Annotated in this window: 18 protein-coding genes; 8 read left to right on the top strand and 10 right to left on the bottom strand. The window is 40.5% G+C overall.

Annotated features, from left to right (window positions below):
- Positions 1 to 15: 15 nt before the first annotated feature.
- On the top strand, positions 16 to 1,218 hold the full coding sequence (locus PESP_RS03705; protein WP_089346822.1) for an MFS transporter: 1,203 nt from the start codon (positions 16 to 18) through the stop codon (positions 1,216 to 1,218).
- Between the two features lie 37 nt (positions 1,219 to 1,255).
- On the opposite strand, the gene PESP_RS03700 is transcribed toward PESP_RS03705, so the two are convergent.
- The 6 genes from PESP_RS03700 to PESP_RS03675 all read right to left on the bottom strand — a co-directional run bounded on the left by PESP_RS03700 (position 1,256) and on the right by PESP_RS03675 (position 6,126).
- Entirely contained in the window at positions 1,256 to 1,480 is a 225-nt protein-coding gene (locus PESP_RS03700; RefSeq protein WP_089346821.1) for a hypothetical protein, read from the bottom strand.
- Between the two features lie 286 nt (positions 1,481 to 1,766).
- Positions 1,767 to 2,213 carry a RidA family protein gene (locus PESP_RS03695; RefSeq protein ID WP_089346820.1) on the bottom strand — a complete coding sequence of 149 codons (447 nt, stop codon included), beginning with the start codon at positions 2,211 to 2,213 and terminating at the stop codon, positions 1,767 to 1,769.
- A gap of 15 nt (positions 2,214 to 2,228) precedes the next feature.
- Positions 2,229 to 2,639, bottom strand: coding sequence for a GFA family protein (locus PESP_RS03690; RefSeq protein ID WP_089346819.1), 411 nt, complete (start codon positions 2,637 to 2,639; stop codon positions 2,229 to 2,231).
- Positions 2,640 to 2,669: 30 nt separating this feature from the next.
- A complete protein-coding gene (locus PESP_RS03685) occupies positions 2,670 to 3,281 on the bottom strand; it encodes a TetR/AcrR family transcriptional regulator (RefSeq protein WP_089346818.1) in 612 nt (203 codons plus the stop codon).
- A gap of 102 nt (positions 3,282 to 3,383) precedes the next feature.
- Positions 3,384 to 4,673, bottom strand: a complete 1,290-nt coding sequence (locus tag PESP_RS03680) for an amidohydrolase (protein WP_089346817.1) — start codon at positions 4,671 to 4,673, stop codon at positions 3,384 to 3,386.
- Between the two features lie 19 nt (positions 4,674 to 4,692).
- Positions 4,693 to 6,126: an amidohydrolase family protein gene (locus tag PESP_RS03675; protein ID WP_089346816.1), complete on the bottom strand. Its 1,434-nt coding sequence runs from the start codon at positions 6,124 to 6,126 to the stop codon at positions 4,693 to 4,695.
- Positions 6,127 to 6,263: 137 nt separating this feature from the next.
- On the opposite strand from PESP_RS03675, the gene PESP_RS03670 reads away from it, so the two are divergent.
- Positions 6,264 to 8,333: a bifunctional 2',3'-cyclic-nucleotide 2'-phosphodiesterase/3'-nucleotidase gene (locus tag PESP_RS03670; RefSeq protein WP_089346815.1), complete on the top strand. Its 2,070-nt coding sequence runs from the start codon at positions 6,264 to 6,266 to the stop codon at positions 8,331 to 8,333.
- Between the two features lie 60 nt (positions 8,334 to 8,393).
- On the opposite strand, the gene PESP_RS03665 is transcribed toward PESP_RS03670, so the two are convergent.
- Positions 8,394 to 10,133 carry an alpha-amylase family glycosyl hydrolase gene (locus PESP_RS03665; RefSeq protein ID WP_089346814.1) on the bottom strand — a complete coding sequence of 580 codons (1,740 nt, stop codon included), beginning with the start codon at positions 10,131 to 10,133 and terminating at the stop codon, positions 8,394 to 8,396.
- A gap of 20 nt (positions 10,134 to 10,153) precedes the next feature.
- Positions 10,154 to 11,122: an aldo/keto reductase gene (locus PESP_RS03660; RefSeq protein ID WP_089346813.1), complete on the bottom strand. Its 969-nt coding sequence runs from the start codon at positions 11,120 to 11,122 to the stop codon at positions 10,154 to 10,156.
- Positions 11,123 to 11,241: 119 nt separating this feature from the next.
- On the opposite strand from PESP_RS03660, the gene PESP_RS03655 reads away from it, so the two are divergent.
- Entirely contained in the window at positions 11,242 to 12,117 is an 876-nt protein-coding gene (locus PESP_RS03655) for a LysR family transcriptional regulator (RefSeq protein WP_089346812.1), read from the top strand.
- Between the two features lies 1 nt (position 12,118).
- Here the strand turns inward: PESP_RS03655 and PESP_RS03650 are convergent, their stop codons facing one another.
- Positions 12,119 to 13,015 (bottom strand): LysR family transcriptional regulator, encoded by an 897-nt coding sequence (locus tag PESP_RS03650; protein WP_089346811.1) that lies wholly within the window; start codon positions 13,013 to 13,015, stop codon positions 12,119 to 12,121.
- Between the two features lie 136 nt (positions 13,016 to 13,151).
- On the opposite strand from PESP_RS03650, the gene PESP_RS03645 reads away from it, so the two are divergent.
- A complete protein-coding gene (locus PESP_RS03645; protein ID WP_089346810.1) occupies positions 13,152 to 13,751 on the top strand; it encodes a short chain dehydrogenase in 600 nt (199 codons plus the stop codon).
- Between the two features lie 54 nt (positions 13,752 to 13,805).
- Here PESP_RS03645 and PESP_RS03640 read toward each other — a convergent pair whose 3' ends face one another.
- Complete coding sequence (locus PESP_RS03640; protein ID WP_089346809.1) at positions 13,806 to 14,897, bottom strand: NHL repeat-containing protein; 1,092 nt, start codon at positions 14,895 to 14,897, stop codon at positions 13,806 to 13,808.
- 226 nt (positions 14,898 to 15,123) lie between these two features.
- On the opposite strand from PESP_RS03640, the gene PESP_RS03635 reads away from it, so the two are divergent.
- From PESP_RS03635 to PESP_RS03620, 4 genes are all read left to right on the top strand, one after another.
- Positions 15,124 to 16,038 carry a LysR family transcriptional regulator gene (locus PESP_RS03635; RefSeq protein ID WP_089346808.1) on the top strand — a complete coding sequence of 305 codons (915 nt, stop codon included), beginning with the start codon at positions 15,124 to 15,126 and terminating at the stop codon, positions 16,036 to 16,038.
- A gap of 117 nt (positions 16,039 to 16,155) precedes the next feature.
- Positions 16,156 to 18,102: a TonB-dependent receptor domain-containing protein gene (locus PESP_RS03630; protein ID WP_164504405.1), complete on the top strand. Its 1,947-nt coding sequence runs from the start codon at positions 16,156 to 16,158 to the stop codon at positions 18,100 to 18,102.
- A 116-nt stretch (positions 18,103 to 18,218) separates the two neighbouring features.
- Positions 18,219 to 18,686, top strand: coding sequence for a DUF4405 domain-containing protein (locus PESP_RS03625; RefSeq protein ID WP_089346806.1), 468 nt, complete (start codon positions 18,219 to 18,221; stop codon positions 18,684 to 18,686).
- Positions 18,686 to 18,979: a hypothetical protein gene (locus PESP_RS03620; RefSeq protein ID WP_089346805.1), complete on the top strand. Its 294-nt coding sequence runs from the start codon at positions 18,686 to 18,688 to the stop codon at positions 18,977 to 18,979. Before PESP_RS03625 ends, PESP_RS03620 begins: the two co-directional genes overlap by 1 nt.
- Positions 18,980 to 19,021 lie beyond the last annotated feature (42 nt).

Below are 19,021 nucleotides of genomic sequence, written 5' to 3'. Positions count from 1 at the left end.
ACTTATTTTTTAAAAATGACACTCACACCTCAAAGCAATACTGGCACGTCGCGCTTTTCGAGCATACTACTGGTAATAGGTATTTTACTTATTGCCGCTAATTTACGTGCACCTTTTACAGGTGTTGCGCCGGTGCTTGATCAAATAATTGCGCACTTTGGCTTAACCGCTTCGCAGGCGGGGTTTATTACCACGTTACCGCTTATTGCATTTGCGATTATATCGCCCATGGCAGCAAGCCTAGCTAAACGCCAAGGGCTTGAGCGCACTTTGTTTTTTGCTGTATTTTTAATATTAATGGGTATTGCTGGGCGTGTGGTTAATTCGTCAATAATGTTGTTTGTTGGCACAGCCATTATTGGTGCAGGTATTGCTATAGCTAACGTTTTATTACCAAGTTTAATAAAACGCGACTTTGCCGCAAAAGTCGCCGTTATGACCTCAGCTTATGTACTTACTATGGGCGTTACATCGGGTGGGTTTTCAGCGTTAGTTTACCCGCTTAGCCAATATGAAGGCTTAGGCTGGCAGTTTGCTTTAGGCGCAAGTGCCCTTATTACAATCACCACTTTAATTGTATGGATGGCCCAATTAAATAAACACACAAAACCAACACAAACAGCGCATACATCAACACTGACTAAAAGCATTTGGCGTTATGCTCTTGCATGGCAAATTACACTATTGCTAGGTTTAAATTCGTTTTTAAACTACATCATCATTACGTGGTTGCCGGGCATTTTAACCGAAGCAGGCCAAAGCGCTACGCAAGCAGGCGCCTATCATGGGGCTTTTCAAATTGCGACCGCCATACCTGGACTTGTACTTATACCGTTACTTGCCAAGCTCAAAGACCAAAGCGCGCTTAGCTTTATACTTGCATCACTTAGTGCAACATGTGCGCTTGGTTTGTTGTATATGCCAAGTTTTGCCTTGGTATGGACGCTACTACTTGGTTTTAGTTCGGGCGCGTGTTTTATTTTAGGGCTCTCGTTTATTAGCCTACGTACTGATAACTCCACGCAAGCGGCATCGCTTTCGGGTATGTCACAAAGTATTGGGTATTTGCTGGCGGCTATTGGCCCTATGGTTGCAGGGGCATTGCATACAGCAACAGGGAGCTGGAGTGCGCCATTGTGGCTATGTGCTATTGCGGGCGTGTTATGTGCTATATGCGGGTGGTTTAGCGGTAAAAATACCACGCTTAATAACAGTTAATTTTTTACTGCTGTAACTAGCTTACTAACTGCTGTAACTAGCTTACTAACTGCTGTAACCATGAAAACAAGCCCGTTGCTGGCTTTTTTACAGGGGTATGTTTTTTCTCATAGCGTTTATTAGTGGCTTCGCGTTGTGCGCGGCGCTCTTGTGCTAAATTAGCTTTTGCAGCAAAACGTAGGCGCTGCTCTTGGGTCAGCTCGTCATTAAAGTTAATGGCTGATTTTTTAACTGCCCGGCTGCTTTTAGGTGAACTACACATATTTTTCTCCAAGTGACTGTCTTATAAATAGACAGTCACTTGGCTAAAAAAATTTCAGAAAATTTATACCAATCCGCAATAATACTTAATCATTTTTAGGGACTAAACGTGTCGCTATCTGCGTTAAAAAACCCTCATTTACGACTGCATGGATGCAGAAGGTAGGGCAATGCAGGAGCAATTGCCGAGAACAACTAAATAGCGAATTTTTTGCCTTGCTATCAACACGTTTTTCCATCCTCAAAATAGATCACTTAATTATGCGGATTGGTATTATTTTTAAAATTTAAAGTGAGCCTATACACTCAACTTCTACTACAGAATCAAGAGCTAACGCCTTTACAGCAAATGCACTACGTGCAGGATACGGCGCACTAAAATATTGCGTATAAATAGCGTTAAACGCTTTAAAGTCGTTTATATCGGTAAGCATAACGGTGCACTTTACAATATTGCTCATGCTGTAGTTGTGCTGCTCTAAAGTGCGCTTAATGTTTTCAAGGGTTTGCTTTGCTTCACCTTCAAAACCACCCGCTGCTAACTTACCGGTTGCAGGGTTAATCCCTATTTGCCCCGACATATAAAGTGTATTACCGGCTTTTACTATTTGCGAAAATGGTAAATTAGGATTAGCTTTGCCTGTATTTAAAAAGTCGACATTACTGGGGTTTGCCTGCGCAAAACTCGTAAGTAGTACACTTGCTAATAAGGCTGTTTTTATCAGTGTTTTCATTAATAGCCTACCTGTTTATTGAGGCGTAGTTTCAAAGGCCGGTACTTGATGTAAATCGTTGAGCCACGTGAGCGTTGATTGCGACCAAATTTGCGCAGCTGGCGTAAACTCATCGCGCTGATCTACAGCACCTATACGCAAGCCGTACACTCTATCGGCTTTTGCTTCGTTAGTTGCGTAAAGTGTAGTGCCGCACGTACCACAGAAACCTTGTGCACGTTTATTACCGCTTTGCGCGGTTTTAACATACTCTTTTGGCTCGCCCTTCGTAAACACGACTGAGTTAGGCTCAGCCATAATTACGGCTCTAAATGGCCCACTCGACATGCGTTGGCAATCGCTACAATGACATACAAGTACGTTATTATTTTGCGACTGAGCTTGGTATTTAATTTCACCACAATAGCAGCTTCCAGTAATTTTCATTTTACTCTCCTTGAGCATGTTTAAAGGTGTTTAACCTAAATAAGCTAACACAATTTTAGGTAGTTCTTGCGCGTATTGCGCTGCACTTAAAGGGCAAGCAATCGCAGGTGTTAAATCGTGATAAAGCACTTTATCAAGCAATGAGCTGACAATTAAAAATACGGCAGTACCTGCAGCTACCTCGCTCACTTTAGTATCTGTTTGGGTAATTAATTGCGCTAAACGCTGATAAATAACTCGTCTGTTTATGTGTTTATCGGTGCCTAATAACTCGCTGTGCAAACGCGAATTTAAATGCAGAGTTCTAAATATTCCCTGCTGTGATGATAAAAACACAAACGTTTTATGGCATAAGGTGTTAACCACATCGTTTAGGTTTTTATAGTCCTGCGTCTCAAGTTCTGTTACCCAGTTATTTAAATCAATACCAAAGTCTTGATACAACATGGGCAGCAACGACTCTTTATTTTTAAAGCGACGGTAAAACGTACCTACCGACACATCGGCGTAATCGGCCAGCTCTTTTATACTTATGTGCTCAAAAAACTTACTTTTTAAACTGTGATGCAGCGCTTTTAATAGTTTTTCTTGGGTTTGCTGGCTGCGTTGTTGCTTAGGTGCCAAAAAGGGTTGATCAGACATAAATTTAAACGTGTTAGGTTAAAGTGCACACATAGTGCAGCTTGTTAATATAAACAACAATACCCAGCCAGCAATTACTTTACTCGCTGGGTAATTACGGTATTACTTGTGGCTATTTAAGTAATCTACCGCTAATTGGCTAAGTGTTTTTGTGCCGACTTTAAACGATGACTCATCAGCGTAAAAATACGGTGAGTGGTTACTTGCTACCGTTTTTAAGTCTTGGTTTTCAGGCGTGCCACCTAAAAACACAAATACACTGGGTATTTCTAATGCATAAAACGAAAAGTCTTCTGCGCCAGTAATTTTACCCATTTCTAGTACATTTTGCTTACCCGCTGCTTTTTCAAGACTAGGTAACATTTGCGCAGTAAGCTCAGGGTTATTAACCGTTACAGGATAACCTTCGTGAATATGCACATCAGCCGTTGCCCCCGACGATTTAGCAATATGCGTAGCGGTTGTTTTAATATTTTCAAAGATTTGCGCGCGATTATCCATATCAAAATTACGAATAGTGCCGACCATTTCAACTTCTTCAGGAATAATATTATTACGTACACCACCGGCAATTTTACCAAACGACACAATAGCGGGCTCTTTGGTTATATTTACTTGGCGGCTCACAATATGGTTAACGCCCGTTACAATTTGCGCAGCGGCCGCAATAGGATCCACGCCTGTCCAAGGTGCTGAGCCATGCGCTTGACGACCATTTACAGTGATTTCAAAGCGATCTGCACTGGCCATAAACGGCCCACTTCGATAGCCAATTTTACCGGTATGTAGGCTCGATGTGATGTGTAGACCAAAGGCTACGTCTGGTTTATATTTAGTAAAAATACCTTCTTTAAGCATTAGCTCTGCACCGCCCTCTTCACCTTCGGGTGCGCCCTCTTCAGCAGGCTGAAACACAAACATGATGTTGCCATGCAGTTCATCTTTCATATTTGCCAGTACTTGTGCAGTGCCCATTAGCATAGCTACATGCGTGTCGTGTCCGCAGGCGTGCATTATGCCTACATCTACACCGCGATAATTAGTGGTTTTAGTTGATTTAAACGGCACATCGGCTTTTTCGGTAACGGGTAATGCATCCATATCTGCGCGTAACATTACCGTAGGGCCAGGCTTTGCGCCTTTTAAAATACCAACAACACCTGTGTAAGCAATATCGGTTTGTACTTGCATACCTAACGACTTTAAGTGTTTAGCCACAATGCCTGCGGTACGCGTTTCGCGATTACCAAGCTCAGGGTTTTGGTGAAAGTCGCGTCGCCATTCAATTACCTGCTGCTCTACATTTTTAACGTGCTGATCAAGGTTTGCCTGCGCGTTAAACGCACCAAGTGCAGCAAAACCTAATGCCACTGAGAGTAGTGATTTTTTCATCCTGTTTTCCTTTGTTATTTTAATGAAGCCCAACAACCGATTTAGTGTTATCGAAAAGTGCTGTTGAGTTATAGCCTACACCATTTTTAAATACAGTTTCCATATTACGGATAGCCGACGCATTTTTTGCAAAATCGCTATTTATAATGACTAAGTCAGCTTGTTTACCTACTTCAATACTGCCTATTGTATTTTGCTTATTTAAATACTGCGCTGCATTTAGCGTGGCTATTTTTATAGCTTGTGGCTGCATAAATCCAGCCTCTACAAGTAATTCAATTGCACGCTGGTTTGAAAAGCCAGCAATTACGCCGCCATAACCTGTTGGGTCTGTGCCCACCATTAATTTACCACCCGCGGCTACAAACATTTTTTCTAGCTGCATCATTTTTTTAAATACTAAAGGCCAGCTAGACTCGCTCTGCTTTGCTATTTTTTCAAAGCGCGACTCGTACTGATCACGTACTTGCGGTATTAATGCATCAAGTGCTTCTGGGTAGGCTTTAGGGCGGCCTTTAGTAAAGGTTTCAAACACAGTAAGTGTAGAGGTAAGTGCAACATTATTATCCACTAAGTAATTTATTAGGCTCGTTACTTCTGGCGAGTTTATATCTAAATCTACAAACGATTGCTGTACGTCTTTATTACTTGGGCATACATCTTTTTGCTTGCTTTTAACAAAGTCGGTGGCGGCAAAAAAGCCATGTTCTAGGTTATCAATGCCTAAAGCGGCTGCTTCGCGGTATGTAACTGAACATAAATGAGCCGTTACTTTGTTATTTTGCTCGTGCGCTTTTTTAATAACAACATCAAGCTCATTTTGATGAATATGCATATACGCTTTATATGAGGTAACTCCCTCTAAGCCCCAGTAGTCCATCATTGTTTTAGCGTCGTCTGCATCGCGTAGCGACTTTATTTTTAATATAGGTAAGCCGGGGCCATTTAAATACGGCGCCGTTACATCTATATCTGGGCCTAAACTTTTACCTGCGTTTATATCATCTCTTAATTTTAAATCTGCATAAGGTGCAGTTGTGCCAGCAGTACGAATTGTGGTTGCACCGCCTGCTAAATATAAACGCGGAAAGCTGTAAAGCATTTCGGTGTAATGGGCTTTACCGGTTGGATAAAACATGTGCTCGTGCATCATCACCAAACCTGGAATTAACGTTTTTCCAGTACCGTCAATAATACTCACACCTTTAGCGACGTCTACTTCAGCTGTGGCGCCTATGTTCACAATTTTATTTTTATTTATTACAACCGTTTGATTAGTTTGTGCTGATTTGCCGGTGCCATCTATTAACGTAACATTTTTAATTGCATAACGCCCCGCTTGATAACTTACAAATTGCTCATCAACTGCGTAACTTGTAAAGCTAGTTAAAGCGCAAGCACTTAATAATAAAGATTTTTTAATTTTTTTAAATGCGTACATAGGTATACTCATAGTGTGTGCTCATCTTGGTAGAAGACATTACTATAAAGGCACCATGTGAAAATGTAAATTCAGATTCACATTTTAATTCATCATACTTTAACAAACCTTTTTTACTGTACTCCTTTTTAAAATTACACGGAATGAACATGAAAAATCGAATCGCTAAAAAATACTTTTTAAAATCAACACTGGCACTAACCATTGCTCTTTCATTAACGGGTTGTGACATAAATGATGACGACGATAACGACCCAATCGTTGTGGTAACTCCAGACCCAGCGCCTGTTACTTTGCGCGTAATGGAAACAACCGACATACACATGTATTTATCTAACTACGATTATTTTGCGCAAGCGCCATCAGAAACTTTAGGTTTTGTTAATACCGCAACCCTTATAAAAGAAGCCCGTAGTGAAGTGCAAAATAGTGTACTTGTTGATAATGGCGATTTAATTCAAAACAGCCCGCTTGGCGATTACGAAGCCATTGTACGTAAAGACGATATATTAAACGGAGCCACTCACGTGGTTTATAAAGCCATGAACCTACTTGACTACGATGTAGCAAACTTAGGTAACCATGAGTTTAACTTTGGTTTAGAGTTTTTAGATGCAACATTAAGCGGTGCCGACTTTCCGTATGTAAACGCAAACGTGTACGTAGATGATGGTGATGACGACGACAGCAACGATGAAAACCGTTACACCCCGTATTACATTCAAGACAAAGCCGTGCTTGATATAAACGGCAACGAACAAACAATTAAAATTGGCTACTTAGGTCTTACCCCACCGCAAATTATGCAATGGGATAGCGCGCACTTACAAGGTAAGGTCATTGCAAAAGACATAGTGGCCACTGCCGAAAAATTCATTCCGCAAATGAAAGCTCAGGGCGCCGATATTATTATTGCTATTCCGCACTCTGGTTTAACCGCCAGCGCACAAGAAGACCTAGCCGAAAACACTGCTCTTTACTTATCTAAAGTAGATGACGTAGACGCCATACTGTTTGGCCATAACCACCGTTTGTTTCCGGGTGATTCGGCTTACGATGGTTATGAGTCGGCAGGTATTGATAACGTAAACGGTAAACTTAATGGCGTACCAGCTGTTATGCCTGGCTTTTTTGGCAATAACTTAGGGGTTATTGATTTAATTGTTGAACCAAACGACGAAGGCGGTTGGGAAGTTACTAGCTCAAAAGTAGAAACACGCGCCATTAGTGGCACCGACGAAAACGGTGACTTTGTTGATTTAGCTGCCGTAGATACCGATGTAGCTGCTGCCATAGAGCTTGAACACCAAGCAACAATTGACTGGGTAAGCGAACCATTTGCTGAAATTTCAAACCCAATTTATAGCTTTTTAGCACTAGTACAAGACGACCCCTCAATTCAAATTGTGTCAGATGCGCAAATAGCTTGGGGTAAAGCATTTATTCAAGGCACCGAGCTTGACGGTTTACCGGTACTTTCGGCGGCAGCAACATTTAGAGCCGGTCGAAACGGCATTGAAGATTACACCAATGTAAAAGCGGGCGACATTACCTTACTTGATACTGTGAGCTTATATGTATTTCCAAATACTGTGCGCATGGTAAAAATAACGGGTAGCGATGTGAAAGAATGGCTTGAGCGCTCCGCTGGTCAGTTTAATCAAATAGATCCGAGCAGCAGTGCTGAGCAAAATTTACTTGATACCTCATTTCCTACATTTAACTTTGATATTATTGACGGCGTAACCTTTGAAATAGACGTAACGCAGCCAAAACGTTATGACAACGACGGTCTACTTGTAAGCGCAAATAACTCACGAATTAACAACTTACAATACCAAGGTGAAGCCATAGATTTAAACGCTGAATTTTTAATTGTAACGAATAACTATCGTGCATCAGGTGGCGGTAACTTCCCAGCGATTGACGGTACTAGCCGCGAAACTTTTGAAGGCCCAGATGAAAACCGCGGTGTGTTGCGTAGTTACATTATTAGCGAAGCCGCTAAAAGTAGCACAGGCAGTATTGACCCTTCGGCCGATAATAACTGGCGCTTTAGTACAATAACCACCAGCGCAGACCTAAACGTAGTATTTAGAACATCGCCTCTTGATGAAGTAGCTACTATTGCACAAACACTCCCTGCTGTTGCGCCTACCTCACCACTTAAAACAGATGAAAATGGTTTTGCGCTATACAACATAGATTTAAAGCAATAACCTTTTAAGCCATAAAAAAGCCAGCTTAGCAGCTGGCTTTTACTTAACCTAAACAGTTAATTATTTAGCAATATACACACTATAACTAAGCCCTTTTAAAGTAACCGTTAACTTGCCATTTTGTTGCTCAAGTTGCTCGGCCGCTACAAGGGGTGATAAGTGTTTATACGGGCTATTAATCTCTATTGTTTGTGGCGTTTTTTCGCTATTAAACACAATAATATACGCCTGCTCTGCGCCTTTTACTGTGCGTGAAAACGCAAACATGCCAGTGTTTTTAGCAAAAAATAAGTCGTTGTATTCACCACGGCGAAGCCCTTCGTGGTTTTTTCGTAACTTACTTAATTGCGCAATAGTTTTAAATAATGGGTGCTGCTGATTAAAGTTATCATCGGCCGTTGTTTGCGCGGTGCCTATAAGGTTATTGTCGTTATAGCTTGCAACCTTTGATGCAAACATATCTTCGCGTGCATCAATATCGTGGCCATCACCTGTAAAACCTTGTTCATCGCCATAATAAATTACCGGTATTCCGCGAGATAAAAACATAAACGCATGCGCTAACTGGCTGCGCTTTAATTTAAGCTCATCGCTTTCGTGATCAAATGTTTGGTTTATAAATAAGCCAGGTCTGCCCATGTCGTGGTTACCTAAAAAGGTCATGAGTAAATCGGCTTGGCTGTCTTCATCTTTGTATAGTGAGTCTTGTGCAAATAGCTCGCTAATGGCGCTTGGGTTCTCTCCTTTAAAAAACACATCGGCCGCTATTTTTTGAAATGCAAAATCAAGCACAGACGGAATTTTACCTTCTGTGGTAAATACACTTAGGTTTTTAGGATTAGGGTCGTACACCTCACCAAACACATGAAAATTTGGAATGCCTTGCGCTTTAGCGTAATCGATAATAGCGGGCGTAAATGTTTGCCAAAACTCGAGATTTACATGGCGTACGGTATCGATTCTGAAGCCGTCGGGCTTAAACTCTTTTATTAAATTTTGATAAATATCGACCATGCCGCTCACCACCTGCGGATGCTCTGTTTTTAAATCGTCTAGGCCGTTAAAATCACCATTAAGTGAGCTTTCACCACTAAAGGTACTGTCGCCTTGATTATGATAATAATCGACATTGTTTAGCCACTGTGGGTGCTTAACATCTTTTAAGTGCTCAGGAATAAATGGGCTATACGGCTTAGGGTTATTTAGCGCTTTATACTCACAATGCGTTAAACCTGCTTTAAATTGGCCGTTTGGCATGTGGCATTCGTCGTAACGAATAATATCGGCAGAGTGGTTAGTAATAATGTCAAAAAATACTTTAATGCCTTTTTTATGAGCTGCATCAATTAGCTTTTTTAAAGAAGCATTACCACCAAAGTGCGGGTCTATTTCGCTAAAATCGACAATCCAATAACCATGGTGTGCAACACCATCTGATTGAATCGCTTGATTGCGTAATAATGGCGTCATCCAAATGGCTGTAACCCCTAGCGCTTCTAGGTAGTCTAGCTTTTGTTCAATGCCTGTTATATCTCCACCATGAAAACCACTGGTGGTTGTTAAATTTAGTCCACCAGCCGAAATAGCATGCTCCTTGCTGCCATTATCGTTTTGCGGATCGCCATTATAAAAACGATCAGGTAATACAAAATAAAATATATCGTCGCGTACATCGCGCTGTAAATAACTATCAGCGTTTGCAGTGTTTGCGTTATTAGCCGCTGGTGGCTGATTACTTTTACAGGCCGTTAATGCCACTACTGTGCTTAGTAAAAATGTGGTTAGTGTATTTTTTATCATTTTAGTGCTCCTTTACTAAACTATGGCAGCTCGCAACCTTTTACACTTTCGTAAAGTGCATACCAATGAGCGGCCGTTAATTGTATTTTGCTTACTTGTGCACACGCTTTAATACGCGCAGTGTTAGTAGTCCCTATTACAGATTGAATATTTGCAGGGTGTCTATTTAACCATGCCAGTACAATGGCCTCTGCACTTGTGCTGTACTGCGCAGCTAAGCTTTGTACTAATTGGTGCGTGTTTTTAATACGGGTTTCAGCGCCGGTTATATCAGCGCCCGAAAACAACCCTTGGCATAAACTTCCCCACGCCTGCAGTTGTATTTTTTCGTGCTGGCAAAATTCGACTAAGCCCGGCGTAAAGTTAATATTTGCGCCTTGCGCGTTACCAGCATATATACCCTCTTCAACCCAGTCATTTTTTAATAAGCTCATTTCTACTTGATTCAAAATAAGTGGCTCTGACAGAGCGTGTTGAATGGCTTTTATTTGATGCTGCTGCATATTAGACACCCCTAAAAAACGTACCTTGCCTTGGCTTTTTAGTTTTTTATAAGTGCTGGCGATTTCCTGTGGGCACATGAGTGGGTCGGGTCTGTGCAAAATAAGCACATCTAAGTAGTCGGTTTTTAGCTGCGCTAAACTTTTATTTACACTGTGCTCTATCCACTGTCCTGAAAGGTCATAACGCTTTGGGCCATGCTCATCTTCAAAGCGAATACCGCATTTAGATTGAATAATTAACTTATCGCGGTCGGTACGCGTTTTTAAAACTTCACCAAATACCTGCTCTGCTTTACCAAAAGTATAAATATCGGCATGGTCAAAGTAGTTAATGTTATTTTCAAGCGCGGCCTCTACTACTGTGTGTGCTTGGTTTATATCGGCTTTGGTTATTGGGTTGTTATTCCAACCACCACCTAGGCCCATACAGCCATAAATAAGTTCGCTAGCGTTGGGTATAAATTGAGAAATGGTTTTATTGGTCATGAGTTATCGGTATTAAAAAAGAGTAACTTGTAGTTTACCGATTAAATTATTCAACTAAATACTAAAAATAAAACTCATTATTTGCTATAACAAACAATAAAAACACAGTGCTCATTTAAATGCTTAGAGAACATAAAAAATTTGAACGGTTATTTTTGTTTAACGAAGTAGCCAAACACTTAAGCTTTTCTAAGGCTGCTTTAGCGCTTGGGATCTCCCGAGGGTATTTGTCTGAGCAAATAAAAGCGCTCGAAAAAGAATACCAAAGAGCCCTACTTATTCGCACGACCCGCAGTGTAAAGCTCACCCCACAAGGAGAGCACGTGCTTAGTTGTATGGGAAATATTAAAAGCACATTATTAGAGCTTGAACGCACCTTAGCCCATGAACACGAGGCGATTGCCGGCAACATTAGAATTACCGCGCCGAGCCAATTTACCAATAGATACCTGCTAACTATTTGCGAGCAATTTAACCAAAAGTACCCTGATGTTAAATTTAATATAGACTGCAGCTACACCCCTCACGATTTGATTCAAAGCAATTACGATATTGCATTTAGATCAACCCTTAATCCGCCCCAAAATATGATTGCCAAAAAGCTATTTAGTTATAAACAGGTGTGCTGCGCAGCCCCAAGTTATATTGCTAAAAGTGGTGAGCCAAGCGACGTGGAAGATTTATTAAAGCATAGCTGTTTAACCAGCACGCAATTTAGCCTGTGGCACTTTTCAGATAGGGCCATTGAGCTTGAAGGAAAACTAAGCATTAACGATAACCACATGCTTAAAAACCTTGCACTGCAAGGTCAGGGAATTATATATACCCCCGAGTATTTAGTAGATTTAGAAATTAACGCTCACACTTTAAAGCCGGTATTAACGCAGTTACAGTATCCGCAATCTGATGTGTATTTAATTCACCCACAGCTAATTAACGAATCAGCACGTATTAGCCATTTTATTAAATTTACCACCAACTGGTTTAAAAACTAGCTTACCAATTACTTTTATATTGAGATAAGTGGTTTACTAAATAATCGACTAAAGCTTTAACTGTTGGGCTTAACAAACGTTGAGACGGATAAAGTAAATTAATAGGTAGTGGGCTTGGCGCATATTCACTTAGCACCTCTACTAGCTCACCACTTTCAAGCGCTTGGTTAACGTAAAAATTGGGGAGTTGCGCAATACCTTGGCTTGCTAAAGCAAACGCTTTTAAACTTTGTGAGTCGTTAACCTCCAAACTGCCAGAGACTTTTACAATGGTATTTTTACCATCAAGCGTATAACTCCAACGCTTTGCGTTAGCAACGACCGTGTTTATGAGGCAATTAAAATTTTTAAGATCTTTTAGTGTGTTTGGCGTGCCGTGTTTTGCTAAATAAGCTGGGCTTGCTACGGTTTTAAATTCCATTTTACCCATATTACGCGCCACCATGGTGGAGTCACTCAAGTGCCCTACGCGTATTGCTAAGTCAATTCCTTCTTCTACCAGCTCTATTTTTCGGTTCATTAATGCAATAGAAAGGTCTACATCAGGGTGTAAGCTCTTAAATTCAGCTAACGCACTGGGTAGCATGTATTGGCCAATCATAATTGGCGCGGTAAGTTTAATTAGGCCTTTAATTTCGTGCTGGTAATTTTTAGGGTGCCTAAGCTGAGTAACTTGCTCGCGAATATCACTGAGCTTTAATAAATACGTTTTGCCGTCTTCGGTTAAGCTAAGCGAACGTGTAGTGCGGTTTATTAACCTTACATCGAGCCACTTTTCAAGCTCATTAATTTGCCGGCTCACAGCCGAGGGCACCAAATTAAGCGCCTCTGCTGCGCGGCTAAAGCTTTGTTGCTTTGCTACTTGCTCAAACACCTGAATCGATTTTAATAAATCCATAAGTTACTCGCTAAAACACCTTGGTGATTATTCTAAAAATATCACAAATAATATTATTTTTTTGTTATTTTTCATTTTAACTGACGAGAATACACTAGCCCTACATTCACAAATCACAGTGTTAAAAGGTAATAAAATGAAAATATTATTAGTAGGCGCATCAGGTATGGTTGGCTCTGCAATAGCAAAAGAGCTTCACGATCATCAAGTAATTACAGCAAATTTTAAAAGTGGTGATTACACACTAGATATTGAAAACAAAGCATCTATTGAAGCGGTGTTTGAACAAGTAGGCAACGTAGATGCGGTTATATCTACAGCGGGCTTAATTGCCTTTGCACCTGTAAATGAGCTATCAGAGCAAGACTACAACACAACCGTAGGTAATAAACTTATGGGTAACATTGCGCTGTTTCATGTTGCTGCAAAGCATATTAATAAAGGCGGTAGCTTTACATTTACCTCGGGCTTTTTAGCGCAAAACCCTGCACCAGGTTCGGCAGCTGTAAGCATGGTAAATGCTGCACTTGATTCGTTTGCTAAAGCCGCTGCTCAAGAGCTTGAAGGCACCTTACGTGTAAATACGGTAAGCCCGCGCTTTGTAAAAGAAACGATGGAGCTTATGGGTATGGATAGCAGCACAGGTGTTACTGCTGCCGATACTGCTAAAGCGTTTCGTTACGCGATTGAAAGCAGCGAAACAGGCCAAGCCATTGATGCCTTAGATCACATTTAAAACCGTACAATATAAAACCCCAATTACGCATGTAATTGGGGTTTTTAAGTTTAGTTATTTTAACTTAATAACTGATAGCGTATGCGGGTTGTCGGCTTGCTTATTCACCATTTTAGGGCTGTCGAATACCGCGTCAAAATTCATGATAATAATATCTTTACCGCGCACTATTAGCTCTGACGGTGCATCAAGCTCTCCATGTAACCCTGTGGTATTGCCATTTTGTGCCAGTAACGCTAATTTACCTTGCATATCAATGCTGTAAATAGCATTAGCAAATAGGTCTGTTATATAAATTTTGTTAGTGCGCTTATCCCATTTTAAGCCATCTGTTGCCACTAAACCTGTTGCAAATACCGCAGAGCTTATTTTTTCGTTTTGTGCATTCATGGTGGTTTTAATTACGCTGCCATCTTCCATAATGCTGGTATATAAATTACCTTCGCCATCAAAGGTTAGGCCGTTAGCACCAAACTTTAAGCTGGCGTTTGAGGTAAAAACATCAAATAAACGAGGGTCGTGATCGCTCTCGCTTAAATAAGGTTTAAACTGCGCAGGCTGTTTAGCATTAAGCTCGTTTATATTAATTTTATATACGCCACTTAATTGCTTATTATTTTTAAGCTTAAGTACGGTTTCTGAAATAAATAAGTCGTCGCCTTTAAATACCACCGCATTTGGAAATAAAAGCCCTGTGGCTACTTCATCCACGCTGATGGCTTTTCCGTTAACTACATTTATGCGCAAGATACGCGACTTATAACTGCCATCAAACCACATTTGCATGTCGGCTACGTAGGCATTGCCATCGGGTCCAAATGCGATTCCCATAGGCGCAATTTTTCCTGTGGTAGGTGCCATATCTTCAGGTTTAAAAGTGTACCAATTGGTGAAGTTATTGTTTTTATCAAGCATGCCAATACGCGGCACTGCGGGTGTTTGCATTTCGCCTGCTTTAATTAGGGTATCGTTATGAAAATTGGGCGAAGTTATAAATACATTGCCTTGGCTGTCTATGTCGCTACTGGCTGGCGAATTAAATGTATTGGGTAAATCGACTAAAAGCTGTGGGGTCAATAAATCGGCCGACACTGGGCTGCTTAACCCTGTAGCTAATAAAGCGGCTGCTAAATAAAGTGATTTCATGTGCTGTATCCTTGGTATGTTTTATTTAATACAGCCAGTATATTTTAAATTTAAAGCTTGATAATTATCCAATCGAGCAAATCACTTTATAGTTTTTGTATATAATAAAGGATATTTTAAAACAATTAAGCCTATTTTAACTCCCATAAAATAAACAGCCTTACCTGCCTAACTCATTAAGTGCTAGGATAAAGGCCTAAAATACTGCCAACTTGTAAACCCTACTATGAATTTAAACCAGCTTGACCTAAACCTGCTTATTATTTTAAAACAGCTATTAAACGAAAAACATATTAGTAATACCGCACTAACTTTAGGTTTGAGTCAACCTTCTATTAGCCGTTCTTTGAGTAAGTTACGCACCCTGTTTGACGATCAGTTATTAATAAGAATGGCAGGTGGTTACGAGTTAACACCGAAAGCGCAGTCGATTCAGCAAGACTTAAATTCTATTTTAAACATGGTAGAAACGCTGGTTAATAAGCAAACCTTTGATCCTAAAACCAGCGAAGCCACCATAAAGCTATTTGGTTTGCCGCCGCAAATGCATTTGTTTATAAAAACAATAATTAAAGAAGTACGCGAGCAAGCACCTAATATAACGCTTGAAATAGATACCCTACCTAAACCACAGTTTTCTGATTTACTAAAAGGCGAAGCCCATTTTGTAATAACAGGCCATAAACCAGCTAACTCAGAAGGTAAACTCTATTGCCAGCCATTGTTTGAGCGAGAGTTTAAACTTGTTATGGCACGCAATCATAAACTGGCCAATCGTGAGCTAAGTGTTGAGCTATTGCGCGATTGTAACTTTGGGCAAATATCTATTCAGGGAGAAAAAGATTTAACCATTGCACAAAATTTTGCCGCACTGGGTATTGATAATATTGCGACCCCTGTACGGTTAAAAAACTTTTATAGTATTGGCACCATTGCCGAAAATACTGACTTAATATTTTATGTTCCCAACCACTTTGCCGCCGATGTGTGCCAGCAGCACGACGTAGTAGCGAAAACACCGCCAAAAGAGCTTGGTTTAGGTTACGCTGAGGTATCGTTATATTGGCATCAACGTCATCACAACGACCCTGTATGCCAGTGGTTTAGGGAGCTTGTAAAAAACAAAGTATTTAAAACGTAGATAATTGCTATTCATTTAGAGCATGTATTTTAAATTGCCATTCGTGCCGCCGATCTATCTAATACGAATCATTCTTAATCATATTAAAGTTAGATAATAATACTCACGATGAAAAACATGCTCCCATTTAATAAGAACTCACTTACTATTGTTGTTGGTACTTTGTGTACTAGCATGTCATTTGCAAGCTTAGCGGAACAAGCTCCCGATACATCAGAAACAATTGAAGTATGGGGCACAACTATTACTAACGACTCGCTATTACAAGACGACATAGAAAGAAAGCAAGCTAACCATTTAAGTGATTTATTACGCGACCAAGCGGGTATTGATGTAGGTGGCTCGCACTCAATTGTACAAGGCATTAATATTCGTGGTGTTGATGACTTAGATTTAAATATTACTGTTGATGGTATTAGCCAAAACAACAACATGTTTCATCACTCGGGTAACTTATTAATTAACGCAGATATTTTAAAAGCGGTAGATATTAAAGTAGGTACTAACTCAGTGCTTACCGGCGGCCTTTCAGGCGGTGTTGCTTTTGAAACCAAAGATGCAAAAGATTTGCTAGAGCCAGGCCAAGACTTTGGCGCACGTTTATACACAAACTTAGGCACTAATGATTACGCTGGTGGCTCTGCTGCGCTATATGGCCAACTAACCGATAACATAGACGCCCTTGCCTACTACACCTACACCGACAGAAACAACTTTGAAAACGGTAACGGTAAAGAAGTCACCGGTAACGAAGGTCGTACGGTAGATGGCATATTTAAGCTAGGTTGGGATGTAAACGAGAGTAACCGTTTAGTATTTTCATACGATAGATACAACGATGAAGGCGACTACTACGTAAAAACCAACTTTGGTGCAGGCTTTGCTGAAGACTCAGACGCGCAAACAGAAGATATTGACTACACACGTACCAGCACTTCACTTGCTTATGAACTAGATAAAGGCGATGCAATCACCCTACGTGCAAGCGTTTACCGTAACGAGCTAAGCTATATTGCATTGGGTACAGAAGGTAACTCAGAGCATACCGGCTACACAGCCCTTGCTACATCAAAATTAGCACTGGCTGGTTTTAACCATACATTACGCTACGGCGCTGAAGGGTATGAGCAAGTATCAAAACGTATTGCAAACCACGTACAAACCAATAAAGACACTGCCGACTCTCATGCTGTATACATTGAAGATGAAGTAGCGTTAACAGATCAGCTATTTGTTACGCCAGGCGTGCGTTACAACTACTTTAAAGTTGATATGTACTCTGCCGGTACTAACGATTCGTTAGATAAATCGTGGAACGAGCTAACATTTGGCCTAGCGGCTAAATACCTAATTAACGATAACTGGAGTGTTAACGCAAGCTCTACCGAGCTATTTCAGGGCCCTGGCCTGCGTGAAAGCTACGTTGATTACAGCACTAACTTTGATAAAGACCTAAAAGCAGAAACCGGTGTAAATAACGCCATAGGTTTTGCCTTTAAAGACCAAAATATTATGGGCTTAGACTCATTTGGTTTTTCATTAAACCTATTTAAAACCCGTATTGAAGATTACATAGACAACTGGGCTATTGGTAAAGGTCGCCCTATTGGTACCTATGAAAACTCGGGCGATTACGATATTGATGGTTTTGAATCAACGCTTTCACTGCGTAAAGCGCTATTTAGTGCGCGCTTAAGTTACTCTAAATCTGACTCTGAACAGCTAGAAACAGGCGAGCAACTTCGTTATGAAGTAGGCGATAGTATTTCCTTAAATTTAGGCTACGCAGTACCACAGTACGACTTAAAATTTAATTGGACCAGCCTAGTTAACAGAACTGATGACTCGGTATCAAGCGGTGCTGATATTCATAAAGTAGGTTATCAGGTTCATAACGTCAGTATGCAGTGGCTACCAAGTCAGCTTGAAGCACTAAGCATGACCTTAGGTGTTGAAAACATTTTTGATAAAACCTATTACTCGCATGCTTCTTACTCAAGCGATACAGTGCAAGATTACGAAGCAGGCCGTAATGTTAAATTAAGCGCCTCTTACGTTTTTTAATTTAAATTAGTAATAGATAAAGGCTCAATATTTTATTGAGCCTTTTGTTGTTTAAGGGGGGCGTACCTTAAATAGCGGCAATCATAAATAGTAAATAAACTTTTTCAGGGTTAATAATGTCTGATTGGAAACAAAACTTACAAAAGTTCCGTTATGTAATGGACACCTTACTGCTTATTAGCTTTATGCTAGTAAGTGCACCACAGGCCACGGGCGTGCCTTTGCATGAATGGTTTAGCCTAGTTTTTATTATTCCTTTTGTTATTCACTTACTACTGCACTGGGATTGGATAAAACGCAGCTTTAGCCGTTTATTTGCAAACATAACAGCACGCGAGCGCTTTAATATAGTGTGGGATTACCTACTTTATATAATGATGTTATTAGTATTTGTGAGCGGCTTTTTAGTGTCGGTTGCTTTACTACCGGCACTTAATATCAGTTTAAACATTCAAGATTTTTGGTCGAAAATACATCACGATTCCGCCACCTTTATTATGCCTATGCTAGGTGTGCATTTAGCGCTTAACTTTTCTTGGATAGTAAAACTTACTAAACGTATGTTTGCCATGGAGGCGAAATAATGAAGCACCTAAAACAACAGTGGCAAAGCCGCACCAGCATAGTGTTAATTGTATCGCTTTTAGTGAGCTTGCTACTGGTTAGTTTAGAGCTCACCGACTGGGCGGCACAAATAAATCAGCAAGGCTACACCCATGGTGCACCCGATGGTGAAAAACCAAATATAGCCCCCGTACTAATGTACATTTTACCCTTTGTAAAAGAGCTTATTTTAATAGGCGTACCTATGTTACTTACTTTAGGGATAGCCAAATTAATAGGCTTAATAAAAGGAATGTTTAAAAACAAAGCCTGAATACGAATGCAACACGTATCAAAATCTGGCGTTTATAGATAC

The sequence above is a fragment of the Pseudoalteromonas espejiana DSM 9414 genome, from assembly GCF_002221525.1.
Taxonomy (GTDB): Bacteria; Pseudomonadota; Gammaproteobacteria; order Enterobacterales; family Alteromonadaceae; genus Pseudoalteromonas; species Pseudoalteromonas espejiana.
This window is presented reverse-complemented; position numbering and strand designations above follow the sequence as displayed.

Excerpts from the sequence above, each read along its gene's own strand:
- PESP_RS03685 (WP_089346818.1), bottom strand. The coding sequence starts at position 3,281 with ATGTCTGATCAACCCTTTTTGGCACCTAAGCAACAACGCAGCCAGCAA.
- PESP_RS03625 (WP_089346806.1), top strand. The coding sequence starts at position 18,219 with ATGTCTGATTGGAAACAAAACTTACAAAAGTTCCGTTATGTAATGGAC.
- PESP_RS03640 (WP_089346809.1), bottom strand. The coding sequence starts at position 14,897 with ATGAAATCACTTTATTTAGCAGCCGCTTTATTAGCTACAGGGTTAAGC.
- PESP_RS03620 (WP_089346805.1), top strand. The coding sequence starts at position 18,686 with ATGAAGCACCTAAAACAACAGTGGCAAAGCCGCACCAGCATAGTGTTA.
- PESP_RS03690 (WP_089346819.1), bottom strand. The coding sequence starts at position 2,639 with ATGAAAATTACTGGAAGCTGCTATTGTGGTGAAATTAAATACCAAGCT.
- PESP_RS03675 (WP_089346816.1), bottom strand. The coding sequence starts at position 6,126 with ATGAGTATACCTATGTACGCATTTAAAAAAATTAAAAAATCTTTATTA.
- PESP_RS03650 (WP_089346811.1), bottom strand. The coding sequence starts at position 13,015 with ATGGATTTATTAAAATCGATTCAGGTGTTTGAGCAAGTAGCAAAGCAA.
- PESP_RS03660 (WP_089346813.1), bottom strand. The coding sequence starts at position 11,122 with ATGACCAATAAAACCATTTCTCAATTTATACCCAACGCTAGCGAACTT.
- PESP_RS03635 (WP_089346808.1), top strand. The coding sequence starts at position 15,124 with ATGAATTTAAACCAGCTTGACCTAAACCTGCTTATTATTTTAAAACAG.
- PESP_RS03630 (WP_164504405.1), top strand. The coding sequence starts at position 16,156 with ATGCTCCCATTTAATAAGAACTCACTTACTATTGTTGTTGGTACTTTG.
- PESP_RS03700 (WP_089346821.1), bottom strand. The coding sequence starts at position 1,480 with ATGTGTAGTTCACCTAAAAGCAGCCGGGCAGTTAAAAAATCAGCCATT.
- PESP_RS03665 (WP_089346814.1), bottom strand. The coding sequence starts at position 10,133 with ATGATAAAAAATACACTAACCACATTTTTACTAAGCACAGTAGTGGCA.
- PESP_RS03680 (WP_089346817.1), bottom strand. The coding sequence starts at position 4,673 with ATGAAAAAATCACTACTCTCAGTGGCATTAGGTTTTGCTGCACTTGGT.
- PESP_RS03655 (WP_089346812.1), top strand. The coding sequence starts at position 11,242 with ATGCTTAGAGAACATAAAAAATTTGAACGGTTATTTTTGTTTAACGAA.
- PESP_RS03695 (WP_089346820.1), bottom strand. The coding sequence starts at position 2,213 with ATGAAAACACTGATAAAAACAGCCTTATTAGCAAGTGTACTACTTACG.
- PESP_RS03705 (WP_089346822.1), top strand. The coding sequence starts at position 16 with ATGACACTCACACCTCAAAGCAATACTGGCACGTCGCGCTTTTCGAGC.
- PESP_RS03645 (WP_089346810.1), top strand. The coding sequence starts at position 13,152 with ATGAAAATATTATTAGTAGGCGCATCAGGTATGGTTGGCTCTGCAATA.
- PESP_RS03670 (WP_089346815.1), top strand. The coding sequence starts at position 6,264 with ATGAAAAATCGAATCGCTAAAAAATACTTTTTAAAATCAACACTGGCA.